The following is a 25,613-nucleotide window of genomic DNA, read 5'->3' as shown; positions in this document are numbered from 1 at the left end:
ATGCTCATCAATGCGGTTTTTGAAGGCGGCGGTGTCAAGGGAATCTCCTTGGCCGGTGCGGTGAAGGCGGCTGAAGAATCGGGAGTGGTATTTAACAGAGTAGCGGGAACCTCATCAGGCTCGATCGTCGCAGCGCTGCTTGCCGCGGGATTCACAGCCGATGAAATGAGTGAAATTGTCAGAACGACCCCGTTTGAATCCTTTCTCCACAGAGCGCCTCTCTTTAATATCAAAATTATCGGACCGGCGGTACGGCTGTTCATCAAGAAAGGACTTTATTCAGGCGAAGCACTGGAATACTGGATTCATAATATTTTGAAATCGAAGGGGATACGCACATTCTCGGATATTCCGGCCGGAAAGCTCATGATTATTGCGTCGGACATCACCAACGGCAAAATATTGGTGCTGCCTGATGATCTGATCAAGCTGGGCATTAATCCTGCAGCATTCGAGGTATCCAAAGCCATTCGCATGAGCACGAGCATTCCTTATTTTTTTGATCCGGTGATACTGCGAATGTGCGGAGATGCAGCGCGGGGGAAATCTTTTGTAGACCAGTTCGTATACATCGTAGACGGGGGGCTTCTCAGCAATTTTCCTCTATGGCTCTTTGACGACACGAACGCGGAAGCTTCCGGACAGACAGTCATCCAGACGATCGGATTTCAAATGGTTGGACGCAGCTCAGGCATTCCACATGTGATACGAGGTCCCATCAGTATGCTGCAAGCTATGTTCGAAACAATGCTCTCCGCTCACGACGAGCGTTATATTGAGAAGGTGAACCAGTTCAGGACCATTAAAATCCCTACACTTGGCGTCGGGACGACGCATTTTCATATCACCCCGGAAAAAAGCATGGAACTGTACGAATCGGGGGTTGAAGCAGGAAAGAAATTTTTTGCGAGATTTAATGCTTGAACCATGATAAAAGGCGTTTATCACTTCCTGATGGAAGAAATAAACGCCTTTTTCATTCGTTGTGAGTTAGTGATATTTCGGCTGCTGATCATCATTTTTACCCTTGGAGCCTTCGATGACCTGAAAAGGATAATGCTTCCGTTTTCCGCCCGATTGCGATCGTTTGGCCGCCGCAACCTTTTCCATCGTACGTGCCGAAGGTTTTACTTTTACCCTTGGCTTCTTGGTGTATCGGGAGGACGAGTATTTGTAAAGTCCCAGGATGACGACAAACACGAGAATCGGAATAAGCAATTTGGACAGATGTCCGGCTTTAAAGAAGAAAATATCGTCTATAACGCCAAGCACTGCAAGGACCACGGTAATCCAAAAGACTAGAGCATGCCTAATCATCTTTTCCTCATCCTTTCAGGGGATCCAAGACTCCAGTTCTGACAGGCTGATTGGAAGCTGGCGCGTTTTCCATTTGCGCATCAAGCTCAAGCATACGCTTAAAGGAGGCAATCGATACTTCGACCTGATCGTCCTTCGGCTCCTTGGTGGTCAATAGCTGCAGCCACAGTCCGGGATAACCCAGATAACGGAGGACGGGGACATCTCTAAGCGAGTTCGTTATTTTAAGAAATTCAAATGATACGGCGATGACAACAGGTAGCAGTACAATCCGCTGCAGAACGCGCTGCGTCATATTATCCCAAGGAAACAGTGAATATATGAGAACGCCCAGCACGATCGTTAGCATCATGAAGCTGCTGCCGCAGCGATAATGAAGACGGCTGTGCTTCTGTACATTTTGCACGGTGAGTTCGTCGCCAGCTTCATAGGTGCTGATGACCTTGTGCTCTGCGCCATGATACTGGAACAGCCTTTTGATGACGGGAGTTTGGGATATCCCCCACAGATACACAAGCAGCAGGAGCAGCTTGATAACCCCTTCAATTAGGTTATGCAGAATGTAGTTGTCAAACAGCTTTCCAAAGAAAATCTTTTCTAGAAATACGGGCAGGAGTGTGAGCACGAGCTTACCGACCACGAAAGAGAGAACGCCTACGGCAGCAACGCCGATAATCATGCTCAGGCTCCATTTGGATTCTTCCTTCTCTTTCAGTTTTGCGCGCTCTTCGGGTTCAAGCGTGTCGTCTGCATATGCATCAGCAGAATAATTCAAATGCTTCGTTCCCTTGGCGCTCGAATCTATAATACTGACAATGCCCCGCAGCAAAGGAATCTTGCGCAGTTTACGCACCCAATTCTTATCCTGCTTCGGCACTTCCAAAAAGGTTATTTCCTGATTCTTTCTACGCACGGCTGTCACATTGACATATTTGCCGCCAAACATAACGCCTTCAATCACGGCTTGGCCGCCGTAGCTGACAGTTTTTGATTCTTGCGACAACCAGTTCACCTTCCCTGAAAATTAATGTGTTCAGGATTCCTAAGCAGATCCTGTACAGGTTACTTCACTTCCGCAGCATGTGAGTTGCAGTTTGAATATTTCTATTGTATCTAATTTCTGCTTCAATTTCTAGTTGGTTTAGGCTTGGACGAAATGTACATACTAAGGAAAACAAAAGGAGACTTGAGGAAATGACAACACAGGCGGCTGCATATCGCGAAAAGTCGCAGCGGGGACCAACGAATCCGCTTGCATTCGCGCTTGAACTCGGTTTTTTTGCGGGGTTAATCTGGGGGGCCATCCACTGGGTTTTCTATATATTTCATTTTACGAAGGTGATACCGGGATATCTCGGAGAACCATTCTTCAAGCATTCGTTTTTGAAAAGCGGCTCCGGACAGCTGACCGGCTTGCTCCTCTTTATCGTTCTCTCGGCGGTAGCATCCATGATATACGTGTTCCTGTTTCGGAAAATGAAAGGCCCATGGCCGGGAATCCTGTACGGGATCGTATGGTGGTGCATTATATTTGTCATTGCGGGCCCGCCGCTTCATATGCTTAAGCCGCTTCGGCAGCTCGGATGGAACAGCATTGTCAGTGAATTCTGTCTCTTTCTCCTCTGGGGATTATTTATCGGTTATACCATCACCGTGGAATTCACCGAAGAACGTAAGCGCGAACCGAAGCAAGCAAAGGCCTAGGGCGTGCAAAAAAACTTCTCAAGTAGACATCCCCTATGGTAAAATAGCAGATGGTTATTTGACAATAAGGGTGGGAATACCATTTTGAGAACCATTTGGGTGATCAACGGACCGAACCTGAATCTGCTCGGGCTTCGGGAGCCCGGTGTATACGGCTCTCAAAGCCTGCAAGCGATTGAGGAAGGCTTGCTTCAAAAGGCTGAAGCTTTGGGTGTGACAGTTACATTTTATCAATCCAATCATGAAGGCGACATTATCGACCGGATCCATGGCGCTCTTGGCCATGCCGACGGTATCGTTCTGAATCCGGGCGCGCTTACGCATTATAGCTATGCTGTGAGAGATGCGATCAGTTCTGTCCGGATACCTACGGTTGAAGTCCATTTATCCAACATCCATGCACGGGAGGAGTTCCGACATACATCGGTCATTGCTCCGGTTGCTGTTGGACAAATTGCCGGATTTGGTGCTGTCAGCTATGAACTGGGATTGATTGCCCTGCTTCGCCACTTGGAAAGTCAGGGACAATAGGTCGCTGCCTCTTCCGGATGAAGCTGTGAAGAGAGAGGAGACGAATAGCTAGTGAGCAACCATCGTGTACTTAAATTGCGTGAAGCGATGCAGCAAAAGAATGTGGAGGCACTTTTCGTAACAAGTGCGATTAACCGCCGGTATCTGACCGGATTTACAGGTTCCTCAGGTTATGTGCTTGTTACTTTGAACGACGCATATTTGCTGACCGACTTTCGCTATATGACCCAGGCGCCGCAGCAAGCGAAGGATTTCCAGGTCGTCGAGCATGCGCAGCGGGTTACGGATACAGTGAAGGAACTGCTAGCCTCAGCCAATATCGGCAAGGTTGCATTTGAACAGGATGATGTATCATACGCTGCGTACAGCACTTATGCTGAACAGCTTAAGCCAGTCCAAATGGTACCGGTTTCGGGACTTGTGGAACAATTGAGAATGTTCAAGGATGCCGAAGAACTGAAAGTCATGCAAAGAGCAGCAGATCTGGCGGATGATACATTCAAGCATATTCTTGGATTCGTCAAAACCGGGATGACCGAACGCGAAGTCGATCTGGAAATGGAATTCTTTATGCGCCGCCACGGTGCGACTTGCTCCTCGTTTGACACCATCGTCGCCTCGGGAGAACGTTCTGCAATGCCGCATGGCGTAGCCAGTGAACGCGTGATCGCAGGCAACGAGCTCATTACATTTGACTTTGGTGCCCTGCTGGACGGCTATTGCTCCGACTTGACACGCACTATCGCGATTGGCGAGCCGGATGCCAAGCTGAAGGAGATTTATAACATTGTTCTGGAGGCCCAGCTTCATACCCTCGAGAACATTAAGCCGGGTATGACCGGCCGTGAAGCCGATGCATTGGCTCGTGACATTATTACGAAATACGGTTACGGTGACCAATTTGGTCATAGCACGGGTCATGGCCTTGGTATGGAAGTGCATGAAAATCCGCGCCTTTCCAAGCTGAGCGACGATATATTACAGCCTGGAATGGTTGTGACCGTAGAGCCTGGTATTTACATTCCTGGACTTGGCGGCGTGCGTATCGAAGATGATATTGTGATCACGGAGACGGGAAAAACAGTCTTGACGCATTCGTCGAAGGAATTTACCGTATTGCCGGTGTGATTAACGCAATATATATTTTATTTTAGGAGGCATTTTTGTGATTTCAGTAAACGATTTTAAAACAGGCTTGACGGTAGAAGTGGATGGCGATATTTTTACCGTTCTTGATTTTCAACACGTAAAACCAGGTAAAGGTGCCGCATTTGTGCGCTCTAAACTGAAAAACCTTCGTAACGGCAATACCGTAGAGCGTACTTTCCGTGCTGGTGAAACCATTGGCCGCGCGATTATCGAAAATCGTGGAGTTTCGTATCTCTATGCAAGCGGTCAGGAACATACTTTTATGGATAATGAAACATACGACCAGTTCTCGCTGGACAGCGATCAGCTGGAATGGGAACTGAACTTCCTGAAAGAAAACATGAACGTTCACATTGTGAGCTACCAGGGTGAAATTCTGGGTATCAACCTGCCAACAAGCGTAGAGCTGAAAGTAGTTGAAACCGAACCTGGAATCAAAGGCAACACAGCAACGGGTGCAACTAAAAATGCAAAGGTCGAAACTGGCCTGAACGTTCAGGTTCCGCTGTTCATCAATGAAGATGACGTTCTCCTGATCGATACACGTGAAGGAAAATACATCTCCCGCGCTTAGTTCCTTTTTCTGGACGAAAAGCGGTACGAGCATTCCGATTCCCCTCACAATTATGTGAGGGGGATTTTTGCATAAACAGGGAAAACCCTTGATATACATAGCTTCAGCCGAAAAAAAGTCTACCTTTCCGCTGGGCTTTCGTATTATACTAATTTAAAGCGTAAAAATAGACATTTGCATAAATGAGTGGGGAGTGAATCAAGTTGTCACTGTACGTCATGAAATTCGGAGGCAGTTCCGTTGGCGACACGGAGCGAATGAAGCGCGTCGCCAGACGCATCGTTGAGAAGCAGGACGAAGGACATCAATGTGTGGTGGTGGTTTCCGCAATGGGAGACACCACGGACGATTTGATCGATCAGGCGAAGCTTCTAAACCCGGAGCCTCCGGCACGGGAAATGGATATGCTGATGACGACAGGAGAGCAAATTTCCATGTCTTTCTTGTCCATGGCCATTCACCAGCTGGGCCGCAGTGCGGTTTCGCTGACAGGATGGCAGGCAGGGTTCCGTACAGAGCCTGTGCACGGCAAAGCCCGCATCACCAATATCTTGCCTGAGCGCGTTCTGTCTGCCCTGGAAGATAACCAGATCGTTATTGTCGCCGGATTCCAAGGCATGACAAATGAAGGGGAAATAACGACATTTGGCCGCGGGGGATCGGATACAACGGCAGTAGCGCTTGCAGCAGCCATCAAGGCTGATGTGTGCGAAATATATACGGACGTGGATGGCATTTATTCCACCGATCCGCGTATCGTCAAATGCGCCCGCAAGCTGGCGGAAATTTCTTATGATGAAATGCTGGAGCTGGCCAATTTGGGCGCGGCTGTCCTGCATCCGCGGGCAGTCGAGTATGCCAAGCATCACAAAGTACATTTGGTCGTCAGATCCAGCTTTAACTATAACGAAGGAACATCGGTTAAGGAGGAAACAAGCGTGGAACAGGGTGTAGTGGTAAGCGGCATCGCTTATGATAAAAATGTGGCAAGAATCAGTATTCTTGGCGTGGAAGACGTTCCAGGCGTTTTGGCTCAGGTATTCGGCGCTCTCGCCGAGGCTGCTATTAACGTTGATATTATTGTGCAGGGCGGCGTGCAGGACGGCAAGGCGGATTTCTCCTTTACGACATCCCTGTCCGAGAGCAACCATGCGCTGGAAGTCCTTCAGAGCCTCAAGGCAAAACTTCCTTACCGTGAAGTGACCTCAGAGACTAACCTGGTGAAGGTTTCCATCGTTGGCGCTGGTATGATTAGCCATCCTGGGGTTGCCGCTCAAATGTTTGATGTGATCTCCAAAGAGGGCGTCAGCATCAAAATGGTCAGCACCTCGGAAATTAAAACCTCCTGTGTCATCGAAAACGACAATCTGGAGCAAGTGGTTAAAGCATTGCATACCGCCTATAACCTGGATACCGATGTTCAAGTATTTGTCGGTGGACCACAGGACAGACGATAATTCGCCTTTGCAATTTCATATGACGTTAAAAAGCCTGAAGCATGTAGCTTCAGGCTTTTTTTGCGTTCGGTAGCAGTTTATTGATTTCGTAATTTAAAGTCGGACGTTAAGCATCAGTAGAGAGGAGTCAATATAAGGTCGTTTTTCGCTATGGGTACGAGCGGCACGGTATCCGTTCCTGTGCAATATTCCACATCGTGGGCGAATCCAAGCTTGACAAGCTGTTTCGCGGAGGAACCTTCCATCACGGTCTCGTACAAGGAATGACGGCACTGCCTGTAGGCCAGCTTCATGGCCAATCCCAGGTCGTTCAGGCGCAGGGATTGATTAAACTGGGTTTCCATAGCGTCAATGATCATGCCTGCGCATAATCCGTCCTCCAGAGAGAACTCGTTTTTGCATCCGGCACACAGCAGGATGACATCACTTTCAAAGGACGCCAGCGCGGAAGCGCAGGCCGTACCGTTCATGAAAGAGGCAGCCAGCAGCCTGGAAGCGCGTTGTGATTTCAGAAGTCCGCGGGTTCCGTTCGATGTCGTTAGAACCACGAGCTTGCCCACAATATCCCCGGACATATAATCATGGGGGGAATTGCCCGCCTGAAAGCCTGGAATCTTCTTGTAATAGCGTTCCCCGCCGACAAAGGTATGTTCGCTGCGTTTATTTTGGGCCTCAGGGACGGTTTCTACGGGAAGCAGGCCGCGTGCGCCCTTGGCAAGAGCTGTGATCATCGTGCTTGTGGCCCGCAATACATCAATCACAACGGCGCTTTTTTGTACGAAATCCTCCGATCTAATATCGTCCACATTAGCAATCACATCCACCCGCATGGATTAAATCCTCCTTAAGCCACTTTTATGTGCGTATCTCTATCAGACAGAACAAGCCCGCAGAGATTGGTAATTTTACTGCTAATATATGCCACGCAGGCAGAAATGTTCCAGGCTGTTTCTTCTAAAAGATATCTAAAAAGAGAGAAAGGAGCATATCCATATAAAAGATGCACATTTCTTTTGTAAGGAGGTTTCCTTCAGTGGACAAGTTCGTGATCAGTATGGCCACGCTTCGCATGCTTTCGGGGACGATCGAAATTGCTGCTGCCTTGTTTATGCTAAGGCTCATGCAAGTGGATAAAGCGCTCGCCGTAAATTCCCTGCTGGCTTTTGTAGGCCCAACCGTGCTTATTTTAACGACTTCGATCGGACTCATCGGACTCGCCGACAAGCTGTCATGGGGAAAGATCGCATGGATCTTCGTAGGGGTATCCTGTCTCTTAATCGGAATTTTGAAAAAATGATAGATTCGGTCGTCATAAATTTGAAGTACAAGCATAAACATGAGGTATAAAAAACATCCATATGAATTGAACTGAAGAAAGGTAGACCCTTCTCTTTTGCAACAACGAGCCGAGGGGAAAGCAAAGGTGTAACTTTAGTTCATTTTATATCACTAGACTATAAACCACATGGTGCACGCGGATTAAGAGAATCACAGCTTGGGGGTGGTCGTATCACGAATCTAAACTGGCTTGAACTGTTTCCGGATCGGATCAAGTCCATTCTGCTTCAGCTCCCCCGTGATTACCTCGGGAGGCTGGAAGAAATACGCATCCGCGAAGGCAGACCGCTGGAAGTGAATGAATCAGGAGGGTACCACTTCGTAACCGGACAAGGCCTCCTTACCCTGGAAAAGGACAAGGCATTTTGGACAGAGCGAGAAGACAGCCGCAGATTTCTGGATCTGATCAGTAATCATTCCTTATATACCCTGGAAGAAGAGCTGCGGAAAGGTTTTATTACTGTGCCTGGCGGGCATCGCATCGGACTAGCGGGAAGAACCGTTTTATCGGGTGGAAGAGTGGAGCATATCCGGGATATCAGCGGTTTTAATGTCCGGATTGCCCGAGAGATTCAAGGAGCGGCGAATGAGCTCATTCCTTATCTGTACGATGAAAAGGAGCGGCGGATGAAGCATACGCTTATTCTCTCTCCGCCGCAGCATGGCAAGACGACGCTGCTGAGAGATTTGGCAAGACAAATCAGCAGCGGATGTCTGGGGCTGACAACGGCCAGACAATCAGGAATGAAGGTTGGCATTATAGACGAGCGGTCGGAAATCGCCGGAAGCCTACATGGGGTGCCAAGCTTTGATGTTGGGCCGCGCACGGATGTCATGGATGCGTGCCCCAAGGCTGAAGGGATGATGATGATGATCCGCTCCATGTCTCCAGAAGTGCTGATTGTGGATGAGATCGGACGGGAAGAGGATGCAGAGGCGGTGACCGAAGCGCTCCATGCAGGCATTTCTGTTATTGCATCGGCTCACGGCAGCGGCCCGGAAGAGCTGCATAGCCGGCCGGCCATGCATCGGCTCATGGATCAAAGGATGTTTGAGATGTACGTCATTCTGCACCGGAGCAGCGACAGGACGACTTTTCGTCTGATGGACAGGCAAATGCGCGGGCTTCAGCTGCGGGCAAAGGGGGAAGCGTACCATGCTTAAGCTGGTTGGAGCTGTCCTCATTTTACTCTCGGGAACCCTGGCGGGGTTTCATCAGGCAGCCCGGTTTGCAGCCAGGCCGAAACAGATCCGGGAGCTGATTCTTGCGATGCAAAGACTCGAAACCGAGATTTCGTACGGGTTCACTCCCCTCCCGGACGCGTTCAAGAGGATGTCAGAACAGCTGGGAGAGCCGCTAAAGAGTATTTTCGGGAGTGCAGCCAATTATATGGCTTCCGGAGGCGGAATGACCGCTCAGGAGAGTATCCAGCGTTCTCTGCATGAGAACTGGAAGCGAACTTCGATGAAAACGCCGGAGCGAGACATACTCCATCAGCTGAGCTTCACGCTAGGGACCAGCGACAGGCAGGACCAGATCAAGCATATTGCCCTGGCAGCCCAGCAGCTGAAGCATGAGGAAGCCGTGGCTAGAGACGAGCAGGCCAAATATGAAAAAATCAGCAGAAGTCTCGGCCTTTTGATTGGAGCATTGATCGTCATTTTGATCTTTTAGCGAGGTGCCAAGGAATGAACTTTGAAGTGAACGCAATTTTCCAGATTGCGGGAATCGGCATCATCATTGCGATGATTCACACGGTGCTCAAGCAAATGGGAAAAGAGGATATGGCTCATTGGGTGACGGTCATCGGCTTTGTCGTGGTGCTGTTCATGGTCGTCCGGCTGCTCGATAACCTGCTGCAGGAGATCAAAACCATTTTTCTGTTCCAGTAGGGGTTGCATATGGAAATTATACAGGTAGTAGGTCTTGGACTCATAGCTACGATACTGATTCTAGTCGTGAAAGAGCAAAAACCTATGTTTGCTTTTCTGCTGGCTGCAGCAACCGGCGTACTGATCTTCATGTTCCTGATGGGAAAGATCAGCACCGTCATATCGGAGCTCGAGCGCATGGCTAAGTCCTCCGGCGTTGAGATGATCTATCTGAAGACCATTCTGAAGATCATCGGAATTGCCTATATCGCGGAGTTCGGCGCTCAGGTGGTGCGGGATGCAGGGCAGGAAAACATAGCCTCAAAAATAGAACTGGCCGGCAAAATACTGATCATGGTGCTCGCGGTACCGATTATCGGCATCATCATTGAAACAGTGCTCAAATTGCTGCCTTCTTAGAAGGAAGTGGATTACCCATGTTGGGACAACAACGGCGGGATAAACGGCATTTGGTCATTTTTTTAATACTGTTTTTGCTGGTGGGTACCACACGGGTGTTTGCCGCTTCTCCGGCTGACCAGTGGATCAAGCAGCAGGCAGAAGCTCTGCCGAAGGATCAGGTGGAATCCTACTGGGAGAACCTGATGAAAGATTACGGAGGGTTTTTTCCGGATCAGAAAGTGCCTTCCTTTATGGATATATTGCTTCCCGGCGGCGACAGCTTCAATGTCAAAAACGTGTTCTCCGCCCTGGGCTCCTTTATGTGGCATGAAGTGCTCTACAACGGGAAGCTGCTCGTCACCATCGTCATGTTAAGCATCATGAGCATGATTCTGGAGACGCTGCAATCGGCGTTCGAAAGAAAGACAGTCAGCAAAGTGGCTTATTCTCTCTGTTACATGGTTATCATCGTTATGGCCATTAACAGCTTCAATGTTGCCATTGGTTATGCGAAGGAGGCTATTGACCGGATGATCGATTTCATGATGGCCATGGTGCCTCTCCTATTCGCACTTCTTGCTTCGATGGGTAACGTGGTTACCGTCTCGGTCACGCATCCGCTCATTATTTTCATGATTAACACGGTCGGAACGCTGATTCATACGCTGATTTTCCCGCTGCTCTTCTTCTCGGCAGTGCTCCACCTAGTCAGTTCCTTATCCGACAAATACAAACTGACCCAGATGGCAAACCTGCTTCGCAATATTAGCGTCGGATTCCTCGGTGTATTGCTGACGATTTTTCTTGGGGTCATCTCGGTTCAGGGCATCACGAGCTCCGTTACTGACGGCGTCACGATCAGGGCGGCCAAGTATGTATCAGGAAGTTTCATTCCGGTTGTCGGAAAAATGTTTGCAGATGCTACGGATACCGTCATATCGGCTTCGCTGCTCATCAAAAACTCCATCGGGCTCGTCGGTGTCATCATCATTCTCTTCCTGTGCGCCTTCCCGGCGATTAAAATACTGGTTCTCGCTCTGATATACAACGTTTCCGCCGCGATCATGCAGCCCCTGGGCGATTCGCCGATCACCACTTGCCTTGAAACAATCGGTAAGAGCATGTTGTATGTCTTCGCGGCCTTGGCAGCGGTCGGCCTGATGTTTTTCCTGGCGATCACGATCATGCTAACGGCGGGAAATGTGACTGTCATGATGAGGTAAAGAAGGGGGCTGAGTATGACCTGGTTAAGCGGTTGGCTGAAGGAAGTGATCATGGTGGTGCTGCTGGCCACCTTCGTGGATCTTATCCTTCCTAGCCGGTCCATGGAGCGCTACGTCAAGCTGGTTTTGAGCCTGCTGATTCTGCTGACCTTATTGAGCCCGCTGATGAAAATTCTCACGGAAGCGGCAGACGTCAAGCTGGCAGGTGCCTTCAACAAGTTTAATCAACAGACCTCTTCAGCAAGCGGTAAAGGAGGTTTGCAGCAGATCATGGATCAGGCAAAGCAGCTGAAAAACCAGCAGCAGCAACAATCGATGGAGTGGGCCGCACAAGAAATCGCCGCGCAGATGAAAGATCAGATCCGCAAACAAAATGGCTCAAACGCCGCCGAAGTCAAGGTAGTGCTGGGAATGCAGGAGGGAAACGGAATTGACGGTACCGCAGCCCAGAACCCATATATCAAAGGGGTAACCGTGGTGCTAAGGCAGGAGGATGCGGCAGCTTCCCAAAATACGGAAGATGGTACAGATTCATCACAAGATATCCATGTCGAGCCCGTGTCACCGGTGCAGGTTCAAGTCAACATTGATCCAACCCGGAATGATGCGGAAGACAACAGGGATTCAACATCTGCAAAGGCACCGGGCACGAAGGAACAGGACAGCGGTAAGAGCGAAGAAGCCGAGGCGATCAAGAAAATGCTTGGAAATACATGGGGAATCGAGCCGGAAATGGTGATCGTCCAAAACGGCTCTAACGATAGCCGGAAGCTTTAAATAAATCGAGGTGAACAAAAAGTGGGGAAATGGTTCAAAAAACTGGAACAGTGGATCAGTGGCGGCGGGCAGGGGGGCGGAAAAAGGATCAATACCTTTCGCTGGCTCATCATCTTAGGACTTATCGGGGTCGCGATCGTGTTGTTCAACTCCTTTGTCAACGTCAAAAAGCTTGATAACGAAAACATAGGCAGGGAGCCACCGTCACAAGCCACGTCGACATCGAAGGAAACCCTTCAAAACAGCGCCGGCGATACGAACGCTTTTAGCAGCATAGAGGAAGAGGCAGAGGACAAGATGAAGGGGATCCTGGAAAAAATAGTCGGTGTAGGTACGGTCGACATCATGGTAACGGTAGATTCCACAGATGAGATTATCTACCAGCGTAATATCAAGGATTCCCAGCAGCAATCGGATGAAAATGACGCAAACGGAGGCAAGCGCCATACGACGCAGTATACCCGGGACGGGGAAATTGTTACGTACGAACAGTCCGGAACGCAAACGCCGATAATCACCAAAAGAGTAAAGCCGCAAATCCGAGGCGTGCTGATTGTTGCCAAAGGCGCTGAAAACGAAGTTGTCAAACAGCTGATCGTCGACGCGGTCGAGAAAGGTCTTAATGTACCGGGATACCGTATTTCGGTTGTACCGCGTAAGCAGGGGTAAGCTAATTCCAAAAAAATGAGTTCAAAATTGAGGAGGATTTAAGGAATGAACAATAAAAGACAAACGATTTGGTTGGTTTCGATGCTGAGCTTGATGGTTGTGTTATCCGCTTACTACCTGTTTACCGGGGACTCGGGATCTTCCAAAACACCGGTTGCCGACAGCCAGCAGGTAGGAACGGAAGATAAATCAGCGGCTAAAGAGAGTGCTTCCGGAACAAAGACAACGGAAAACGGCGTTGAAGTGACAGAAGTAATCACCGATGGAAAAGTGAATGATTCAGCCGCAAAGGCCGACACGGCCAAAAATGATGCAGCCAATAAAGACGCTTCCAAAGACGCCGCAAAAGACACGACCGCCGACACCGGCAAGGACCCCGCCAAGGATACTGCAGATAAGACGACTGCCAAAACGGATGCCAAAGACCAAGCTTCTACCGACAAGACGGCTTCCGCAGACAAAACAGCCGGAGCAACCGATGGGAAAACAACGGCTCAAAACGGAAAAAGCGACGATGAAGTGCTGAAGGAAGTTGCGGCCCAAACACAAAAAAGCTCCGGTTCGAGCCAGATCGAATCCTATCTGTTCCAACGCACGCAGGATAACCTGAAAAAGCATAACGATTTAATGGCCGCGATGAACGATATGACCAAGGATGCAGCGACATCGGCTCAAGCAAGCGAAGAGCTTACCGCACTGGAAACGAAAGAAAACAAAATTCAAGGAATCGAAGAAGAGCTTGAACAAAAGTATTCTTTCGCCAACGCATTTGTGAAGGAAGAAGATGATAAATACCAAGTGCTCGTCCTCAGCGAAAAATTGGATGTGAAACAGGCTGTCAGCATCGTCGAACTGGTCATGAAGGAACTGAATGTATCGCAGGATAAAGTCAGCGTGAAATACATGGCGCCTTAACCGTGGCGAAAAAAATGGAAAAAAGTCGAAAGAGTCCGGGATGATCTTGGACTCTTTCCATTTCTTTCGTTTGTGATATAATACATATCGTTATGTGTATGTATGTCCGGAAGCCAGGTGCTTCCCTTAAGGAGTGAATTGTGAATGTTGAAGTTAAGTGAAATCAAAGAGTTAATACAATTGGTCGATCAGACCTCTGTGCATGAACTGGATATTGAATTGGAAGGAACACATCTGACGATCCGTAAGGCAAACAAAACCGAAGTGGTTACCAGCCAGCCTGCTACCCAGTATCTTCAGGTTCCTCAGCAAGCCATGCCTCAATATTTGAATCCACCTGCAGAGGCAGTTCAGCAGCCAGTGGCGGGTGGTGCGAGTGCAGCCGACTCTTCCTTACATAAGATTGTGTCTCCAATGGTGGGTACATTCTACAAATCCCCATCTCCAGAAGCAGGAGCTTTTGTCAGCGTCGGTGATAAAGTGAATGAAAAATCCACGGTCTGCATCATTGAAGCTATGAAGCTCATGAATGAGCTGGAAGCCGAAGTGAAGGGCGAAATCGTGGAGATTCTCGTGGAAAACGGACAACTGGTTGAATTCGGACAGCCTCTGTTTCTGGTGAAATCGGAATAAACGCCGCATGTTGAAAGGGAGGTTACTTGCATGAAATTTCATAAAATCCTGATAGCCAACCGCGGAGAGATCGCCGTTCGCATCATCCGGGCCTGCAGGGAGCTTGGCATTTCCACGGTTGCTGTTTATTCGGAAGCGGACAAGGATGCGCTTCATGTCCGTTTGGCGGATGAAGCCTATTGCATTGGGCCGACAGCGTCCAAGGACAGCTATTTGAACATTACCAACATCATGAGTGTGGCAACGCTTACCGAATGCGATGCCGTACATCCCGGATACGGATTCCTTGCTGAGAACGCAGACTTCGCAGAAATTTGCGAATCCTGCAACATTACCTTTATCGGACCATCTGCTGACGCAATTAACAAAATGGGAGATAAAGCCGTAGCGAAGCAAACGATGAAGACGGCGGGAGTTCCGGTTATCCCTGGTTCTGATGGCTTGGTCGAGGATTTGGATGAAGCGGTTATGATCGGCAGAGATATCGGATATCCTTTGATTATCAAGGCTACCGCAGGTGGCGGAGGCAAAGGCATCCGTATCGCTGAGGACGAGCCTGCTCTTATTAAGCAGATTACAGCTGCGCAGCAGGAAGCCCAAAAAGCTTTTGGCAACGCAGGCGTCTATCTTGAAAAGTTCCTTACGGGAATGAAGCATGTGGAAATCCAAATCATGGCCGACAACCACGGCAATGCGGTGCATTTGGGCGAACGTGACTGCTCGGTACAGCGCCGTAGACAAAAGCTCGTCGAAGAATCGCCATGCCCGGTGATATCCCAGGACGTCCGCGAAAAAATGGGTGAGGCAGCTGTACGTGCTGCCAAGGCCGTCCATTACTCCGGCGCAGGCACACTCGAATTCCTGCTCGGCCCAGATGGACAGTTCTACTTCATGGAGATGAATACCCGTATTCAGGTTGAACATCCGGTTACCGAAATGGTAACGAGTGTTGATCTGATCAAGGAAATGGTCTCTGTGGCGGAAGGCAACCCGCTTTCATTCTCGCAAGAAGACATCGTGATTAACGGCAGTTCTATCGAATGCCGTATCAATGCAGAGGATCCGGACCGCAATTTCATGCCTGCTCCGGGTAAAATCCAATTCTATCTTCCACCGGGTGGACCGGGCGTAAGAGTAGACAGTGCGGCCTATCAGGGGTATTCCATTCCTCCGTTTTATGATTCGATGATCGCAAAGCTGATCGTGTGGGCTCCTACTCGTGAAGAGGCCATTGCAAAGATGAAACGGGCATTGTCCGAGTTTGCCGTCGAAGGCATCCATACGACGATTCCTTTCCATCTGAAGCTCTTGGAGCATCCTACGTTCAATAAAGGCGATTTCGATATAAAATTCCTGGAGGAAAACGAGATATAATCTGCAAATGGATGTTTGTCATGATTCACCGATAATGTTATATTATGAGTGAATAAAAGCGTCCTAACGGGTGTATCGGTTATCCATCCTACCTGAAAGGTGTGTTGAATCAGAATGAGCACAGTACCGAGCGAGTCTGAACGTACGGATTTCGGTGAAATACAAATTGCTCCTGAAGTGATTGAGGTTATTGCAGGTCTAGCGACTGTTGAGGTCAAAGGCGTCGCAGGCATGAGCGGCGGTTTTGCCGGCGGAATCGCCGAGCTGCTCGGACGCAAAAACCTGTCCAAAGGCGTAAAGGTGGAAGTTGGCCAGCGTGAAGCTGCTGTCGATGTATCCGTCATTATTGAATATGGTCAGCGTTTGCCGGAAGTGGCTACTGAAATCCAGCGCAACGTGAAACGTTCCATTGAAATGATGACCGGTCTCACCGTGATTGAAGTGAACGTGCAAATTCACGATGTTCATTTCAAGAGCGCGGAAAGAGTGGAAGACGTCGATTTCAGCCAACGAGTGAAATAAAGAGTGATGAATATAGAATGAGCTAAAGATCGTCTTTAGTTCATTCTATTTATAACCCCCGACATGCGTCGAGGGTTTACTCTAATTTAAGGAGGCTGTGCTGTTCGTGGCCAAAATACTGGATAGACTTCTGCTGTTTATCTACAGCTTGAGTATCGGAGTAATTAGTGTATTTGCCATCCTCCGAATGAGTGATTTGGTTCCTCCGCTGGGCGATTACATGGATGGAGCAACGCTTCAAATTACGGTAATTACCGTAGCCGCCATCCTGTTCCTGCTCAGCATACGCTTTTTTTATATCTCCATCCGCCGCGAACGCGTGCATATTCCTTCTATTGATCAGCGAACGGAATATGGCGATATTCAGATTTCGGTGGAAACGATTGAGAACTTGTGCCTGAAGGCGGCTTCCCGGGTAAGGGGGGCGAAGGATTTGAAGGCCAGGATGCGCGTGACGGAGGCTGGACTTGAAATCATGATCCGGGCGGTCGTCGAAGGGGATGTTTCGATTCCGGCGATGACGACGGACATTCAAAAGCAGGTTCATGATTATCTTCAGGAAACAACAGGCATTCCGGTGTCGAATGTGGCCGTATATATAGCCAACGTAGCCCAGTCGACAGCAATTAAGAGTAGAGTGGAATAGAGGTGATCATCCCAATGCTCTGGAAAGAAATATGGGAGAGTCACAGAGGACGGATTATCGGCGTTGCCGGCGGAATCTTTTTTGGTTTTATTTATTTGTTTGCGGGTTTTTGGGATATGTTGTTCTTTGCATTGGTTGTGTTCATAGGATATACTGCCGGCAAAAGGAAGGACTTGCGGTTAGGGTCTTTCTTTCGTTGGAGTGAAGTGGGACAGTGGCTTTCCGAGCGCTGGCGTCCTTTTAAATGAACCCGTGATATGCTTTCTCCGGAAAACAGAGCTGCAAGCTTCATAATGCCCATTTTCTGGTGAAACATGTCGCGGTTTTTTTTGTGAAAATGACCTTGATCTGAGAATGATGCAACAAACCTTATACAGCAATCCATAATAATGAGAAATACACTTATGACTGGTTCAGGAGGAACATAATGAAAAGACGTTTAGCAAGGGAAATCGTCGTGCAAAGCCTTTATCAAATGGAAATGAATGAGGTGGGCAGCGAAGAGGCGGTGAACATGCTGCTGGATGAAGCGGCAGAGGAGAATGATACGGAGCGTGTCATTACAAATGAAATCGAGCTCAAAGCATATGTGCTTGGACTTGTAAACGGGGCTTGGAGTCATAAGCAGGCCATTGACGGGCTGCTCGAAAATTACTTGAAAGGGTGGCAGATCAGCCGTCTGTCGAGAGTCGATCGTCAGATTCTGCGTCTCGCTGCATTTGAACTGTTGTATTCATCGGATGTTCCCGCCAAAGTTGCAGTCAACGAAGCCATTGAGCTATCGAAGCATTTCGGTACGGACGAGTCAGGGAAGTTCGTTAACGGCGTATTGGGGAATATGATTCGTGAACTGGACAAGCTGAAAACAGATCCTTCTTAGGATCTGATTCCGTTTTACCCACTTACTTTTCAATAACAAACCATCATTTCATATACAGGGGAGAGAGTAGAATGACAGCAACCATAATCAGCGGTAAACAAGTATCCGAAGAAATCCGCGGCAGTATTGCAGGCGAAGTGAAGGAATTGGCAGCCAAAGGGGTTGTGCCTGGTTTGGCTGTTGTACTTGTAGGCGAAGATCCGGCATCTCACGTGTATGTCCGTAACAAGGAAAAAGCATGTCATGATTTGGGTTATTACTCTGAGGTTCATCGTCTGCCTGCGGATACTTCGCAAGCCGATTTACTGGCTCTAGTGGACAAGCTGAACCACCAGGACAGCATCGACGGCATTCTGGTGCAGCTTCCCCTTCCCAAGCATATTGATGAAAAGGCGGTTATTAATGCGATTGCCGTGGACAAGGATGTTGATGGCTTCCATCCCGTCAATGTAGGGAATCTGGTGATTGGCGATGACAGTCTGCTTCCTTGTACGCCGGCAGGAGTTATTGAATTGATTAAACGGGCAGGAATCAGCTTGTCAGGCAAGCATGCCGTTGTCATTGGCCGCAGTAATATCGTGGGCAAACCGGTATCGTTGCTGCTCCAGCGCGAGAACGCAACGGTAACGATGTGTCATTCGCGTACGGCGAATATGGCTGAAATTGCCCGACAGGCAGATGTGTTGGTCGTTGCGATTGGACGGGCTAATTTTATTGATGCCAGCTACGTCAAACCGGGCGCGGTAGTTATCGATGTCGGTATGAACCGCCTTGAGAACGGCAAGCTTGCAGGCGATGTCGATTTTGAGAGCGTGAAGGAAGTTTCCGGTCCGATTACGCCTGTTCCCGGCGGCGTTGGACCCATGACCATTACCATGTTGATGCAAAATACACTGACAGCGGCAAAACGCCATCACGGATTGGCGTAAGAGAGGGGTTCTGACATGGAACCGCAACGTGTTTTATCCATCAAGGATTTAAATAAATACATTCGTATGAAATTGGATTCAGATTCACTGCTTTCCGATGTTTGGATTCGCGGCGAGATATCCAATTTCACGCATCATTCCAGTGGGCATATGTATTTTACGCTCAAGGATGAAGGCAGCCGGATTCGCGCCATTATGTTTGCATCTCATAATCAACGGCTCCCCTTCGTGCCGAAGGAAGGTGCGAAGGTGATTGCCAGGGGCAACGTGACTGTTTACGAACGGGACGGACAATACCAGTTCTATGCAACGCACATGCAGCCGGACGGCGTTGGGAGCCTGTATCTTGCATTTGAGCAGCTGAAGAAGAAGCTGGAAGAAGAGGGGCTTTTTGCAGCTGAACGGAAAAGACCGATTCCTGAGTTTCCTGAAACCATTGGAGTGATCACCTCGCCTACCGGGGCAGCTGTGCGGGATATCATGATAACCTTAGGACGGCGTTATCCCCAAGCCAAGATCATCCTTTACCCGGTTCTCGTACAGGGCAAAGGGGCAGCTCCATCCATTGTTCGTGCCATCCGCCAAATGAACGAGATGGAGGAGGCGGATGTCTTGATCGTGGGACGGGGCGGAGGATCTCTGGAGGAATTGTGGGCATTTAACGAAGAAGTTGTCGCCAGGGCGATTCGCTCCTCCTATATTCCGGTGATATCAGCAGTAGGACATGAAACGGACTTCACCATTGCCGATTTCGCGGCGGATCTTCGGGCGGCCACGCCAACGGCTGCAGCCGAGCTGGCTGTTCCGCACATGTCCGAATTGAATGGAAGACTGCAGCAGCGTCAGCGCCTTCTTAAACAATTGCTGCAGGAGCGTGTCAAACGAAGCCGTCAGCAGCTCACTTCGCTTCAGCGGTCACCCGTGCTTGTGCACCCGCGCAGGTATATGCTGCAGCATGCGGAACGTTTGGATATGCTGAAGCAGCGCCTTGGCGGGGGTATGCGCACGAAGCTGAGTCTCAGCCGTGAGAAGCAGAGCAGGATTTATCAGGGCTTAATGCGGTATAATCCGCGCGAACAGCTCACGTATGCGACAAAGCGAAATGAGGTTAGCCGAAAACAGCTGCTCACACTGATGCAGGCTGCTTTGAAGCAAAAACAATCGCAACTGCACTCTTCCTTGAGGCAGCTCGATGCCTTAAGCCCGCTTAAGGTTATGGGTCGAGGCTACAGCCTGATATACGATGAGCAGGAAAAACATCTCATTAAATCAATTCATGACGTACAGCCTGGAGATCTGGTCCAAATCAAAGTGAGCGATGGTCAGCTTTCATGCCAGGTATGGGGACTTAAGGAGGATGGGCAAAATGACGGACAAGGAAAATGAGCTGAAATTCGAGGATGCAATGATCCAGCTGGAGGATATCGTCGGAGAGCTTGAACATGGAGACGTGCCTCTTGAGAAGGCCATCGAGCTTTTTCAGGAGGGCATGAAACTGTCACAGCTTTGCAGTCAGAAGCTGGAGCAGGTGGAGCGGAGAATCGAAATGATTGTCGAGGAAAACGGCGAGCTTCGTAAAAAGCCGTTCGGCAGCGAGCTAGATGTAAATGGCGGTGACGCACTTTGAGAGAAACGGTCTCCTTCAGAGATTATCATCAAAACATCATAGAGCGGGTGACCACGAGACTTGAGGGAAGTATTCCTGCGAGCTGGCACATACCGTCTTCGCTTCGGGAAGCCATGCTGTATTCCTTGATGGCCGGCGGCAAACGCATGCGTCCGCTGCTGGTGATGGCTGCCTGTGAGGCCATGGAAGGAAACGAGGATGCGGCGCTTGATGCAGCTTGTGCTGTCGAGATGGTACATACTTATTCCCTGATCCATGACGATTTGCCGGCAATGGATAATGACGATTACCGTCGCGGCAAGCTTACGAATCATAAGGTATTCGGGGAAGCTGCGGCCATATTGGCCGGCGATGCTCTTCTTACGCATGCATTCTACCTCGTAGCGCAATTGTCAGGCACTTATGGCATACCGGCTGACAAGGTCGTGGAGATTACGTTGGATCTGTCCGAATTATCGGGACCCAAAGGCATGGTGGGTGGACAAGCAGCCGATATGGAGGGGGAACAGGGACTAACCGAATTATCTCAGCTGGAATACATTCATCTTCATAAAACGAGCGATTTGATCATGTTTTCACTGCTTGCAGGCGGCAGAATTGCCGGAGCGGATGCAGCAAGATTGGAAGCACTCCGCATCTTTGGACGCAAGATAGGACTTGCTTTTCAAATTCAGGACGATATTCTGGATATTGTCGGAGATGAGACAAAGCTTGGCAAAAAAACACAAAGTGACATTAAGCAGGAAAAGGTAACATATCCCTATTTTATCGGTCTTGAAGCCTCGAAGAAGGAAGTGGAGCGCCTTACGGAAGAAGCCAAATCGGCCATCTCGAAAGCGGGTTTCACCAATCCTGCGCGACTGCTGGAAATCGCTGACTATTTGATGAACCGGGACCATTAATCGGCATCATTTTATGTTTGCGTAACGTTTTGTGATATAATGACGAAAAGAATCGCTGGTTCTGCAAAGAAAGCGTAATCATAAGAAATGAAAATAGGCTTCACATGAAAGCCAACTTACAAAAAATATCTAATATATCAAGGAAAGCGGGGAGATTGACGTGCTGCTTCCACAAATTAATCAGCCAGAACAAATCAAATCTCTATCGGTTGACGAGCTCACTTCTCTGGCGGCTGAAATCCGTCAATTTCTGATTGAGAAGCTGTCTGTGACAGGAGGGCATCTTGCATCAAATTTGGGAGTGGTGGAACTCACGCTGGCCCTGCATTACTGCTATGACAGTCCACGTGATAAATTTATTTTCGATGTCGGTCATCAAGCCTATGTACACAAAATGTTGACCGGGCGGATGGACCAGTTTGACACCCTGCGTAAATATAAGGGTCTATGCGGCTTTGTCAAAAGAAATGAAAGCGAGCATGACGTATGGGAAGCCGGACACAGCAGCACATCGCTGTCGGCAGCCATGGGTATGGCTCTTGCCCGGGATTTCAAGGGAGAGAAAAATAAGGTTGTAGCTGTTATCGGAGACGGTGCATTAACCGGTGGTATGGCTTTCGAAGCCTTGAATCATATCGGACATGAACAAAAAGACTTAATGGTCATATTAAACGACAACGAAATGTCCATCGCTCCGAATGTAGGCGCGATGCATAACTACCTAAGTAAAATTCGTTCCGACCGCCATTATTTGCGGGCAAAGGATGAGCTTGAAATACTGCTGAAGAAAATTCCGGCGATCGGAGGCAAGCTGGCCAAAACCGGCTCTCGCCTGAAGGATAGCCTGAAATATATGATGGTACCCGGCGTATTGTTCGAGGAACTGGGACTGACATACCTCGGCCCCGTAGACGGACATGATCTCCAAAAGCTAATTGAGACTTTTAAACAGGCTGACAATGTCCGTGGACCTGTCTTTGTTCACGTTTTGACAACGAAAGGCAAGGGCTATAAGCCCGCTGAAGCCGACTCTTATAAATGGCATGGCATTTCTCCGTATAAGATCGAATCGGGTCAAGTGTTGAAATCCGTTGGCAATCCGATGTATACGGAGGTATTCGGCAAAACGCTCATAGAGCTTGGCGAGCAGGATCCGCGCATTGTAGCCGTTACACCGGCCATGCCGAGCGGTTCGGGTCTGATTCCGTTCAGCGAGAGATTTCCGAACCGAATGATTGATGTCGGCATTGCGGAACAGCATGCGGCGACCATGTGCGCAGCGTTAGCTATGGAAGGCATGAAGCCTGTGTTTGCGGTATACTCGACCTTTATGCAGAGAGCATATGATCAGATCGTTCATGATATTTGCCGTCACAATGCTAATGTCATGTTCGCCATTGACCGGGCGGGTTTTGTTGGGGCAGACGGCGAAACTCATCAAGGCGTCTTCGATGTGGCTTTCATGCGGCATATCCCAAATATGGTCATGATGATGCCTAAGGATGAAAATGAGCTTCGCCATATGATGAAAACGGCCCTGGATTATGATGATGGACCGATTGCATATCGCTATCCGCGGATTAACGGACTTGGGGTTTCCCTGGATGAGAAGCTTGTACCGATTCCGATCGGCAAGTGGGAAACGGTACGCGAAGGCGAAGGCTATGCCGTGCTTGCATCCGGGCCTATGGTTCAGATTGCGCTAGAGGCGGCGGAGCAATTGAAACGTGAAGGCATCAACCTCCGCGTCGTCAACGCTCGTTTCTTGAAGCCGCTGGATGAGGAGATGCTTCTTGAGTTGGCTCAAAGCCATACGAATATGATTGTTCTTGAAGAAGTGAGTGAAGCGGGAAGTCTTGGCAGTGCCGTCCTTGAGTTCTACGCCTCCAAGCATATTTTTGATACCAGAGTCTCCTTGATGGGAGTTCCGGACCGCTTTATCGAGCACGGAAGCGTTAAAGAACAACGTGAAGAGACCGGTTTGACGGTTGAAGGCGTATGCGCCGAAATCAAGCAGTTGATGTCACTGCATTCCTTCGGAATCGGTAAAACAGGATTTTCTTCTTAACTTGGGAAACAGATCAGGAGATAAACATGAATTCGCCAAAAGAACGGATTGATATCCTGCTGGTTGAGCAGGGGTTTTACGATAGCCGAGAAAAGGCTAAGGCAGCCATCATGGCTGGGTTGGTGCTAGGTAATGAGGAACGCATCGAAAAGGCAGGCATGAAGGTCCCAAGGGACATCGTGATTCGCGTTAAAGGCGCTGTTCATCCTTATGTCAGCCGCGGTGGATTGAAGCTGGAAAAAGCCATTAACACCTTTGGGATCGAAATGGAAGGCCGAACGATGCTGGACATCGGTTCCTCGACCGGAGGATTTACCGATTGTGCTCTCCAACATGGAGCTAAGTACGTCTATGCCATCGATGTGGGTTCAAATCAGCTGGATTGGTCGCTTCGGAATGATGAACGGGTATGCGTCATGGAAAAAACGAATTTTCGGTATATGACACCTGAGGATTTAAAGGGACCCCAGCCTGATTTTGCAAGCATTGATGTTTCTTTCATTTCGCTGCGGATAATTCTGCCTCCATTAAAAGCGTTGCTGAAGCATCCGGGTGATGTGGCCGCTTTGATAAAGCCGCAGTTCGAGGCTGGGCGGGAAAAGGTCGGTAAATCCGGTGTGGTGCGTGAACCGGCCGTTCATCGAGAAGTATTGATGAATATTTTGAGCTTCGCTCATGATTTGGGATTCGGGCTGAAGGGTCTGACCTTCTCGCCGATTACCGGTGGTGAGGGGAATATTGAATTTCTTGCACATTGGCATTTGAGCGAAGAAGATGACTCTGGAGAAGGGGATTCTTCGGAGGAATTCGATGCCAGACTTCAGGCACTGGTTAACGACGTGGTAGCTCAAGCCTCAAATACCTTTACGGGAAACTCATCCAAAGGATGAGTTTCTTTTCTTTGAGGATTTTTTTCAGCAAGTTAAAAAAGAGATTTGAGGAGAACGTCTGTTTGGGATATAATGGACTTGGAATTGATCTTTATGCAGTAATACGCATGACTTTATATGAAGCATAGCGCTTCATTAATCATGATGAAGCTTGATGTCATTCGAAGCTAAAAAAGGAATTTCTTCCGGTTCTCGCGAATAGAACCATGAGGTGATCGGGATGGAGGAACGGGCAGATTGGCTCGTCATGCTTCTTATTGGATTGCTGCTTTTGGTTTGGTTCGCATATGGGTTAAGGTCCTGGTTGTTCAAGCCGCTGCCTGCCCGTATACCGGAAATGCCGATAAACGAGGATATACCGGATCATCCGGCGGTTGATATGTTGGAGAGAGCAGGTTATGAAGTGCTCGGAGGTAAAATTAAAATTCCCCTCTTATTCGAAGTGGATGGGGAAGACTTTCACAGCCGCCTATTCATTGATTTCATTGTCCGGAACGATGAAAACATATTGTATCTGGTCAAAGTCGCCCGCAGCCGTCTTCCGATGGATTGGACGGGAAGCTCGATCCGGGATCGTTTGCTTCCGTATTTCCTGCTCTATCCGGGCTGCGGAGGTGTATTATATGTGGACGTGGACAAGGATGAGGTTGCTTGCATTCATTTTGATTGGGATGAAGAGGACTCTATTGGATATGATGAATAAATATAAGTTTTTTACAGGAGGTTTCTATGAAGGGACAACGACATATTAAAATTCGCGAAATCATTACCCAGCAGGAAATTGAAACACAGGACGAGCTGGTGGAGGCGCTGCGCGCAGCCGGCTTTCAGGTGACCCAAGCCACCGTCTCCAGGGATATTAAGGAACTCCTGCTTATTAAGGTGCCAATGGATGACGGAAGATATAAATATTCTTTGCCGACCGATCAGCGGTACAACCCGATCCAGAAGCTGAAACGCGCGCTCGTGGATAATTTCGTCCATATCGATTACACCAATAATCTGGTAGTGATGAAGGCTCTGCCCGGAACGGCCAATGCCATTGCGGTACTGTTGGACAACATGGAATGGAATCAGATTATGGGTACGATCTGCGGGGATGATACGATTCTGATGATCTGTCGTACCAATGAAGACAGTGAGAGTCTGGTTAAGCTTATCATGAGTTACATTTCTTAGAATCAGGATTGGCGCATATTTGGGAGGTGGCTTTT

At 48.9% G+C, this 25,613-nt stretch carries 32 protein-coding genes; 29 read left to right on the top strand and 3 right to left on the bottom strand.

All coding sequences use genetic code 11. The features are described from left to right. Entirely contained in the window at nucleotides 1-924 is a 924-nt protein-coding gene (locus tag GRF59_RS15680) for a patatin-like phospholipase family protein (protein ID WP_160498654.1), read from the top strand. A gap of 66 nt (nucleotides 925-990) precedes the next feature. Here GRF59_RS15680 and GRF59_RS15675 read toward each other — a convergent pair whose 3' ends face one another. Both GRF59_RS15675 and GRF59_RS15670 read right to left on the bottom strand, forming a co-directional pair. Then, nucleotides 991-1,317 (bottom strand): hypothetical protein, encoded by a 327-nt coding sequence (locus GRF59_RS15675; protein WP_160498653.1) that lies wholly within the window; start codon nucleotides 1,315-1,317, stop codon nucleotides 991-993. A gap of 7 nt (nucleotides 1,318-1,324) precedes the next feature. Beyond that, nucleotides 1,325-2,320, bottom strand: coding sequence for a DUF1385 domain-containing protein (locus GRF59_RS15670; protein WP_160498652.1), 996 nt, complete (start codon nucleotides 2,318-2,320; stop codon nucleotides 1,325-1,327). A 191-nt stretch (nucleotides 2,321-2,511) separates the two neighbouring features. Between GRF59_RS15670 and GRF59_RS15665 the strand changes: the two genes are divergently transcribed. The 5 genes from GRF59_RS15665 (at nucleotide 2,512) to GRF59_RS15645 (ending at nucleotide 6,732) form a co-directional block, all read left to right on the top strand. Further along, nucleotides 2,512-3,021, top strand: coding sequence for a YqhR family membrane protein (locus tag GRF59_RS15665; protein WP_160498651.1), 510 nt, complete (start codon nucleotides 2,512-2,514; stop codon nucleotides 3,019-3,021). An 84-nt stretch (nucleotides 3,022-3,105) separates the two neighbouring features. After that, on the top strand, nucleotides 3,106-3,552 hold the full coding sequence (gene aroQ, locus GRF59_RS15660) for a type II 3-dehydroquinate dehydratase (RefSeq protein WP_136606319.1): 447 nt from the start codon (nucleotides 3,106-3,108) through the stop codon (nucleotides 3,550-3,552). A gap of 51 nt (nucleotides 3,553-3,603) precedes the next feature. Beyond that, the gene (locus GRF59_RS15655) at nucleotides 3,604-4,680 is read left to right on the top strand and encodes a M24 family metallopeptidase (RefSeq protein WP_160498650.1); all 1,077 of its coding nucleotides are present in this window, start codon (nucleotides 3,604-3,606) and stop codon (nucleotides 4,678-4,680) included. 37 nt (nucleotides 4,681-4,717) lie between these two features. Further along, nucleotides 4,718-5,275: an elongation factor P gene (gene efp / locus GRF59_RS15650; protein ID WP_160498649.1), complete on the top strand. Its 558-nt coding sequence runs from the start codon at nucleotides 4,718-4,720 to the stop codon at nucleotides 5,273-5,275. A gap of 203 nt (nucleotides 5,276-5,478) precedes the next feature. Further along, nucleotides 5,479-6,732: an aspartate kinase gene (locus tag GRF59_RS15645; RefSeq protein WP_160498648.1), complete on the top strand. Its 1,254-nt coding sequence runs from the start codon at nucleotides 5,479-5,481 to the stop codon at nucleotides 6,730-6,732. 113 nt (nucleotides 6,733-6,845) lie between these two features. On the opposite strand, the gene GRF59_RS15640 is transcribed toward GRF59_RS15645, so the two are convergent. Further along, nucleotides 6,846-7,562 carry a 2-phosphosulfolactate phosphatase gene (locus GRF59_RS15640; RefSeq protein WP_160498647.1) on the bottom strand — a complete coding sequence of 239 codons (717 nt, stop codon included), beginning with the start codon at nucleotides 7,560-7,562 and terminating at the stop codon, nucleotides 6,846-6,848. Nucleotides 7,563-7,732: 170 nt separating this feature from the next. Here GRF59_RS15640 and GRF59_RS15635 point away from each other — a divergent pair, with 170 nt between their 5' ends. From GRF59_RS15635 to ahrC, 23 genes are all read left to right on the top strand, one after another. Further along, a complete protein-coding gene (locus tag GRF59_RS15635) occupies nucleotides 7,733-8,029 on the top strand; it encodes a YqhV family protein (RefSeq protein WP_160498646.1) in 297 nt (98 codons plus the stop codon). A gap of 212 nt (nucleotides 8,030-8,241) precedes the next feature. After that, entirely contained in the window at nucleotides 8,242-9,234 is a 993-nt protein-coding gene (gene spoIIIAA, locus GRF59_RS15630) for a stage III sporulation protein AA (protein ID WP_160499108.1), read from the top strand. Beyond that, nucleotides 9,227-9,745 (top strand): stage III sporulation protein SpoIIIAB, encoded by a 519-nt coding sequence (gene spoIIIAB, locus GRF59_RS15625; protein ID WP_160498645.1) that lies wholly within the window; start codon nucleotides 9,227-9,229, stop codon nucleotides 9,743-9,745. The genes spoIIIAA and spoIIIAB overlap by 8 nt, the downstream gene beginning before the upstream one ends. A gap of 14 nt (nucleotides 9,746-9,759) precedes the next feature. After that, a complete protein-coding gene (spoIIIAC, locus tag GRF59_RS15620) occupies nucleotides 9,760-9,963 on the top strand; it encodes a stage III sporulation protein AC (protein WP_076170008.1) in 204 nt (67 codons plus the stop codon). Between the two features lie 9 nt (nucleotides 9,964-9,972). Beyond that, nucleotides 9,973-10,362: a stage III sporulation protein AD gene (spoIIIAD, locus tag GRF59_RS15615; RefSeq protein ID WP_160498644.1), complete on the top strand. Its 390-nt coding sequence runs from the start codon at nucleotides 9,973-9,975 to the stop codon at nucleotides 10,360-10,362. A gap of 17 nt (nucleotides 10,363-10,379) precedes the next feature. After that, nucleotides 10,380-11,567, top strand: coding sequence for a stage III sporulation protein AE (gene spoIIIAE / locus GRF59_RS15610; RefSeq protein ID WP_160498643.1), 1,188 nt, complete (start codon nucleotides 10,380-10,382; stop codon nucleotides 11,565-11,567). Nucleotides 11,568-11,582: 15 nt separating this feature from the next. Then, nucleotides 11,583-12,344: a stage III sporulation protein AF gene (gene spoIIIAF / locus GRF59_RS15605; protein WP_160498642.1), complete on the top strand. Its 762-nt coding sequence runs from the start codon at nucleotides 11,583-11,585 to the stop codon at nucleotides 12,342-12,344. Between the two features lie 21 nt (nucleotides 12,345-12,365). After that, nucleotides 12,366-13,013 carry a stage III sporulation protein AG gene (spoIIIAG, locus tag GRF59_RS15600; protein WP_160498641.1) on the top strand — a complete coding sequence of 216 codons (648 nt, stop codon included), beginning with the start codon at nucleotides 12,366-12,368 and terminating at the stop codon, nucleotides 13,011-13,013. A 45-nt stretch (nucleotides 13,014-13,058) separates the two neighbouring features. After that, nucleotides 13,059-13,928: a SpoIIIAH-like family protein gene (locus GRF59_RS15595; RefSeq protein ID WP_160498640.1), complete on the top strand. Its 870-nt coding sequence runs from the start codon at nucleotides 13,059-13,061 to the stop codon at nucleotides 13,926-13,928. A 144-nt stretch (nucleotides 13,929-14,072) separates the two neighbouring features. Beyond that, nucleotides 14,073-14,561 carry an acetyl-CoA carboxylase biotin carboxyl carrier protein gene (gene accB / locus GRF59_RS15590; protein ID WP_160498639.1) on the top strand — a complete coding sequence of 163 codons (489 nt, stop codon included), beginning with the start codon at nucleotides 14,073-14,075 and terminating at the stop codon, nucleotides 14,559-14,561. 30 nt (nucleotides 14,562-14,591) lie between these two features. Continuing rightward, nucleotides 14,592-15,935 (top strand): acetyl-CoA carboxylase biotin carboxylase subunit, encoded by a 1,344-nt coding sequence (gene accC, locus GRF59_RS15585; RefSeq protein WP_160498638.1) that lies wholly within the window; start codon nucleotides 14,592-14,594, stop codon nucleotides 15,933-15,935. Nucleotides 15,936-16,049: 114 nt separating this feature from the next. After that, entirely contained in the window at nucleotides 16,050-16,457 is a 408-nt protein-coding gene (locus tag GRF59_RS15580) for an Asp23/Gls24 family envelope stress response protein (RefSeq protein ID WP_160498637.1), read from the top strand. 106 nt (nucleotides 16,458-16,563) lie between these two features. Continuing rightward, nucleotides 16,564-17,103 (top strand): alkaline shock response membrane anchor protein AmaP, encoded by a 540-nt coding sequence (gene amaP / locus GRF59_RS15575; protein WP_160498636.1) that lies wholly within the window; start codon nucleotides 16,564-16,566, stop codon nucleotides 17,101-17,103. 14 nt (nucleotides 17,104-17,117) lie between these two features. After that, on the top strand, nucleotides 17,118-17,351 hold the full coding sequence (locus GRF59_RS15570; protein ID WP_160498635.1) for a DUF2273 domain-containing protein: 234 nt from the start codon (nucleotides 17,118-17,120) through the stop codon (nucleotides 17,349-17,351). A gap of 179 nt (nucleotides 17,352-17,530) precedes the next feature. Further along, nucleotides 17,531-17,983, top strand: coding sequence for a transcription antitermination factor NusB (gene nusB / locus GRF59_RS15565; RefSeq protein ID WP_160498634.1), 453 nt, complete (start codon nucleotides 17,531-17,533; stop codon nucleotides 17,981-17,983). 71 nt (nucleotides 17,984-18,054) lie between these two features. Then, nucleotides 18,055-18,912, top strand: a complete 858-nt coding sequence (gene folD, locus GRF59_RS15560) for a bifunctional methylenetetrahydrofolate dehydrogenase/methenyltetrahydrofolate cyclohydrolase FolD (protein WP_160498633.1) — start codon at nucleotides 18,055-18,057, stop codon at nucleotides 18,910-18,912. Nucleotides 18,913-18,927: 15 nt separating this feature from the next. Beyond that, on the top strand, nucleotides 18,928-20,298 hold the full coding sequence (xseA, locus tag GRF59_RS15555; protein WP_160498632.1) for an exodeoxyribonuclease VII large subunit: 1,371 nt from the start codon (nucleotides 18,928-18,930) through the stop codon (nucleotides 20,296-20,298). Further along, nucleotides 20,279-20,539 carry an exodeoxyribonuclease VII small subunit gene (gene xseB, locus GRF59_RS15550; RefSeq protein ID WP_160498631.1) on the top strand — a complete coding sequence of 87 codons (261 nt, stop codon included), beginning with the start codon at nucleotides 20,279-20,281 and terminating at the stop codon, nucleotides 20,537-20,539. The genes xseA and xseB overlap by 20 nt, the downstream gene beginning before the upstream one ends. After that, nucleotides 20,536-21,441 (top strand): polyprenyl synthetase family protein, encoded by a 906-nt coding sequence (locus tag GRF59_RS15545; RefSeq protein ID WP_237391851.1) that lies wholly within the window; start codon nucleotides 20,536-20,538, stop codon nucleotides 21,439-21,441. The genes xseB and GRF59_RS15545 overlap by 4 nt, the downstream gene beginning before the upstream one ends. 160 nt (nucleotides 21,442-21,601) lie before the next feature. Next, nucleotides 21,602-23,509, top strand: a complete 1,908-nt coding sequence (gene dxs, locus GRF59_RS15540) for a 1-deoxy-D-xylulose-5-phosphate synthase (RefSeq protein WP_160498630.1) — start codon at nucleotides 21,602-21,604, stop codon at nucleotides 23,507-23,509. 26 nt (nucleotides 23,510-23,535) lie between these two features. Further along, on the top strand, nucleotides 23,536-24,399 hold the full coding sequence (locus tag GRF59_RS15535) for a TlyA family RNA methyltransferase (protein WP_160498629.1): 864 nt from the start codon (nucleotides 23,536-23,538) through the stop codon (nucleotides 24,397-24,399). 220 nt (nucleotides 24,400-24,619) lie between these two features. Then, nucleotides 24,620-25,102, top strand: a complete 483-nt coding sequence (locus GRF59_RS15530) for a hypothetical protein (RefSeq protein ID WP_160498628.1) — start codon at nucleotides 24,620-24,622, stop codon at nucleotides 25,100-25,102. 26 nt (nucleotides 25,103-25,128) lie between these two features. Then, nucleotides 25,129-25,578 carry a transcriptional regulator AhrC/ArgR gene (gene ahrC / locus GRF59_RS15525; RefSeq protein ID WP_160498627.1) on the top strand — a complete coding sequence of 150 codons (450 nt, stop codon included), beginning with the start codon at nucleotides 25,129-25,131 and terminating at the stop codon, nucleotides 25,576-25,578. Nucleotides 25,579-25,613 lie beyond the last annotated feature (35 nt).

The organism is Paenibacillus dendrobii (assembly GCF_009807035.1).
Classification (GTDB): Bacteria; Bacillota; Bacilli; order Paenibacillales; family Paenibacillaceae; genus Paenibacillus_AQ; species Paenibacillus_AQ dendrobii.
Note: the sequence above shows the minus strand (reverse complement) of the source record. Positions and strands in the feature narration are given on the sequence as shown.

Coding starts and splice junctions, on each gene's coding strand:
- GRF59_RS15680 (WP_160498654.1), top strand. CDS start 1: ATGCTCATCAATGCGGTTTTTGAAGGCGGCGGTGTCAAGGGAATCTCC.
- GRF59_RS15675 (WP_160498653.1), bottom strand. CDS start 1,317: ATGATTAGGCATGCTCTAGTCTTTTGGATTACCGTGGTCCTTGCAGTG.
- GRF59_RS15665 (WP_160498651.1), top strand. CDS start 2,512: ATGACAACACAGGCGGCTGCATATCGCGAAAAGTCGCAGCGGGGACCA.
- GRF59_RS15640 (WP_160498647.1), bottom strand. CDS start 7,562: ATGCGGGTGGATGTGATTGCTAATGTGGACGATATTAGATCGGAGGAT.
- GRF59_RS15635 (WP_160498646.1), top strand. CDS start 7,733: ATGCACATTTCTTTTGTAAGGAGGTTTCCTTCAGTGGACAAGTTCGTG.
- spoIIIAB (WP_160498645.1), top strand. CDS start 9,227: ATGCTTAAGCTGGTTGGAGCTGTCCTCATTTTACTCTCGGGAACCCTG.
- spoIIIAC (WP_076170008.1), top strand. CDS start 9,760: ATGAACTTTGAAGTGAACGCAATTTTCCAGATTGCGGGAATCGGCATC.
- spoIIIAD (WP_160498644.1), top strand. CDS start 9,973: ATGGAAATTATACAGGTAGTAGGTCTTGGACTCATAGCTACGATACTG.
- spoIIIAE (WP_160498643.1), top strand. CDS start 10,380: ATGTTGGGACAACAACGGCGGGATAAACGGCATTTGGTCATTTTTTTA.
- spoIIIAF (WP_160498642.1), top strand. CDS start 11,583: ATGACCTGGTTAAGCGGTTGGCTGAAGGAAGTGATCATGGTGGTGCTG.
- GRF59_RS15595 (WP_160498640.1), top strand. CDS start 13,059: ATGAACAATAAAAGACAAACGATTTGGTTGGTTTCGATGCTGAGCTTG.
- accB (WP_160498639.1), top strand. CDS start 14,073: ATGTTGAAGTTAAGTGAAATCAAAGAGTTAATACAATTGGTCGATCAG.
- accC (WP_160498638.1), top strand. CDS start 14,592: ATGAAATTTCATAAAATCCTGATAGCCAACCGCGGAGAGATCGCCGTT.
- GRF59_RS15580 (WP_160498637.1), top strand. CDS start 16,050: ATGAGCACAGTACCGAGCGAGTCTGAACGTACGGATTTCGGTGAAATA.
- GRF59_RS15570 (WP_160498635.1), top strand. CDS start 17,118: ATGCTCTGGAAAGAAATATGGGAGAGTCACAGAGGACGGATTATCGGC.
- nusB (WP_160498634.1), top strand. CDS start 17,531: ATGAAAAGACGTTTAGCAAGGGAAATCGTCGTGCAAAGCCTTTATCAA.
- folD (WP_160498633.1), top strand. CDS start 18,055: ATGACAGCAACCATAATCAGCGGTAAACAAGTATCCGAAGAAATCCGC.
- xseA (WP_160498632.1), top strand. CDS start 18,928: ATGGAACCGCAACGTGTTTTATCCATCAAGGATTTAAATAAATACATT.
- xseB (WP_160498631.1), top strand. CDS start 20,279: ATGACGGACAAGGAAAATGAGCTGAAATTCGAGGATGCAATGATCCAG.
- GRF59_RS15535 (WP_160498629.1), top strand. CDS start 23,536: ATGAATTCGCCAAAAGAACGGATTGATATCCTGCTGGTTGAGCAGGGG.
- GRF59_RS15530 (WP_160498628.1), top strand. CDS start 24,620: ATGGAGGAACGGGCAGATTGGCTCGTCATGCTTCTTATTGGATTGCTG.
- ahrC (WP_160498627.1), top strand. CDS start 25,129: ATGAAGGGACAACGACATATTAAAATTCGCGAAATCATTACCCAGCAG.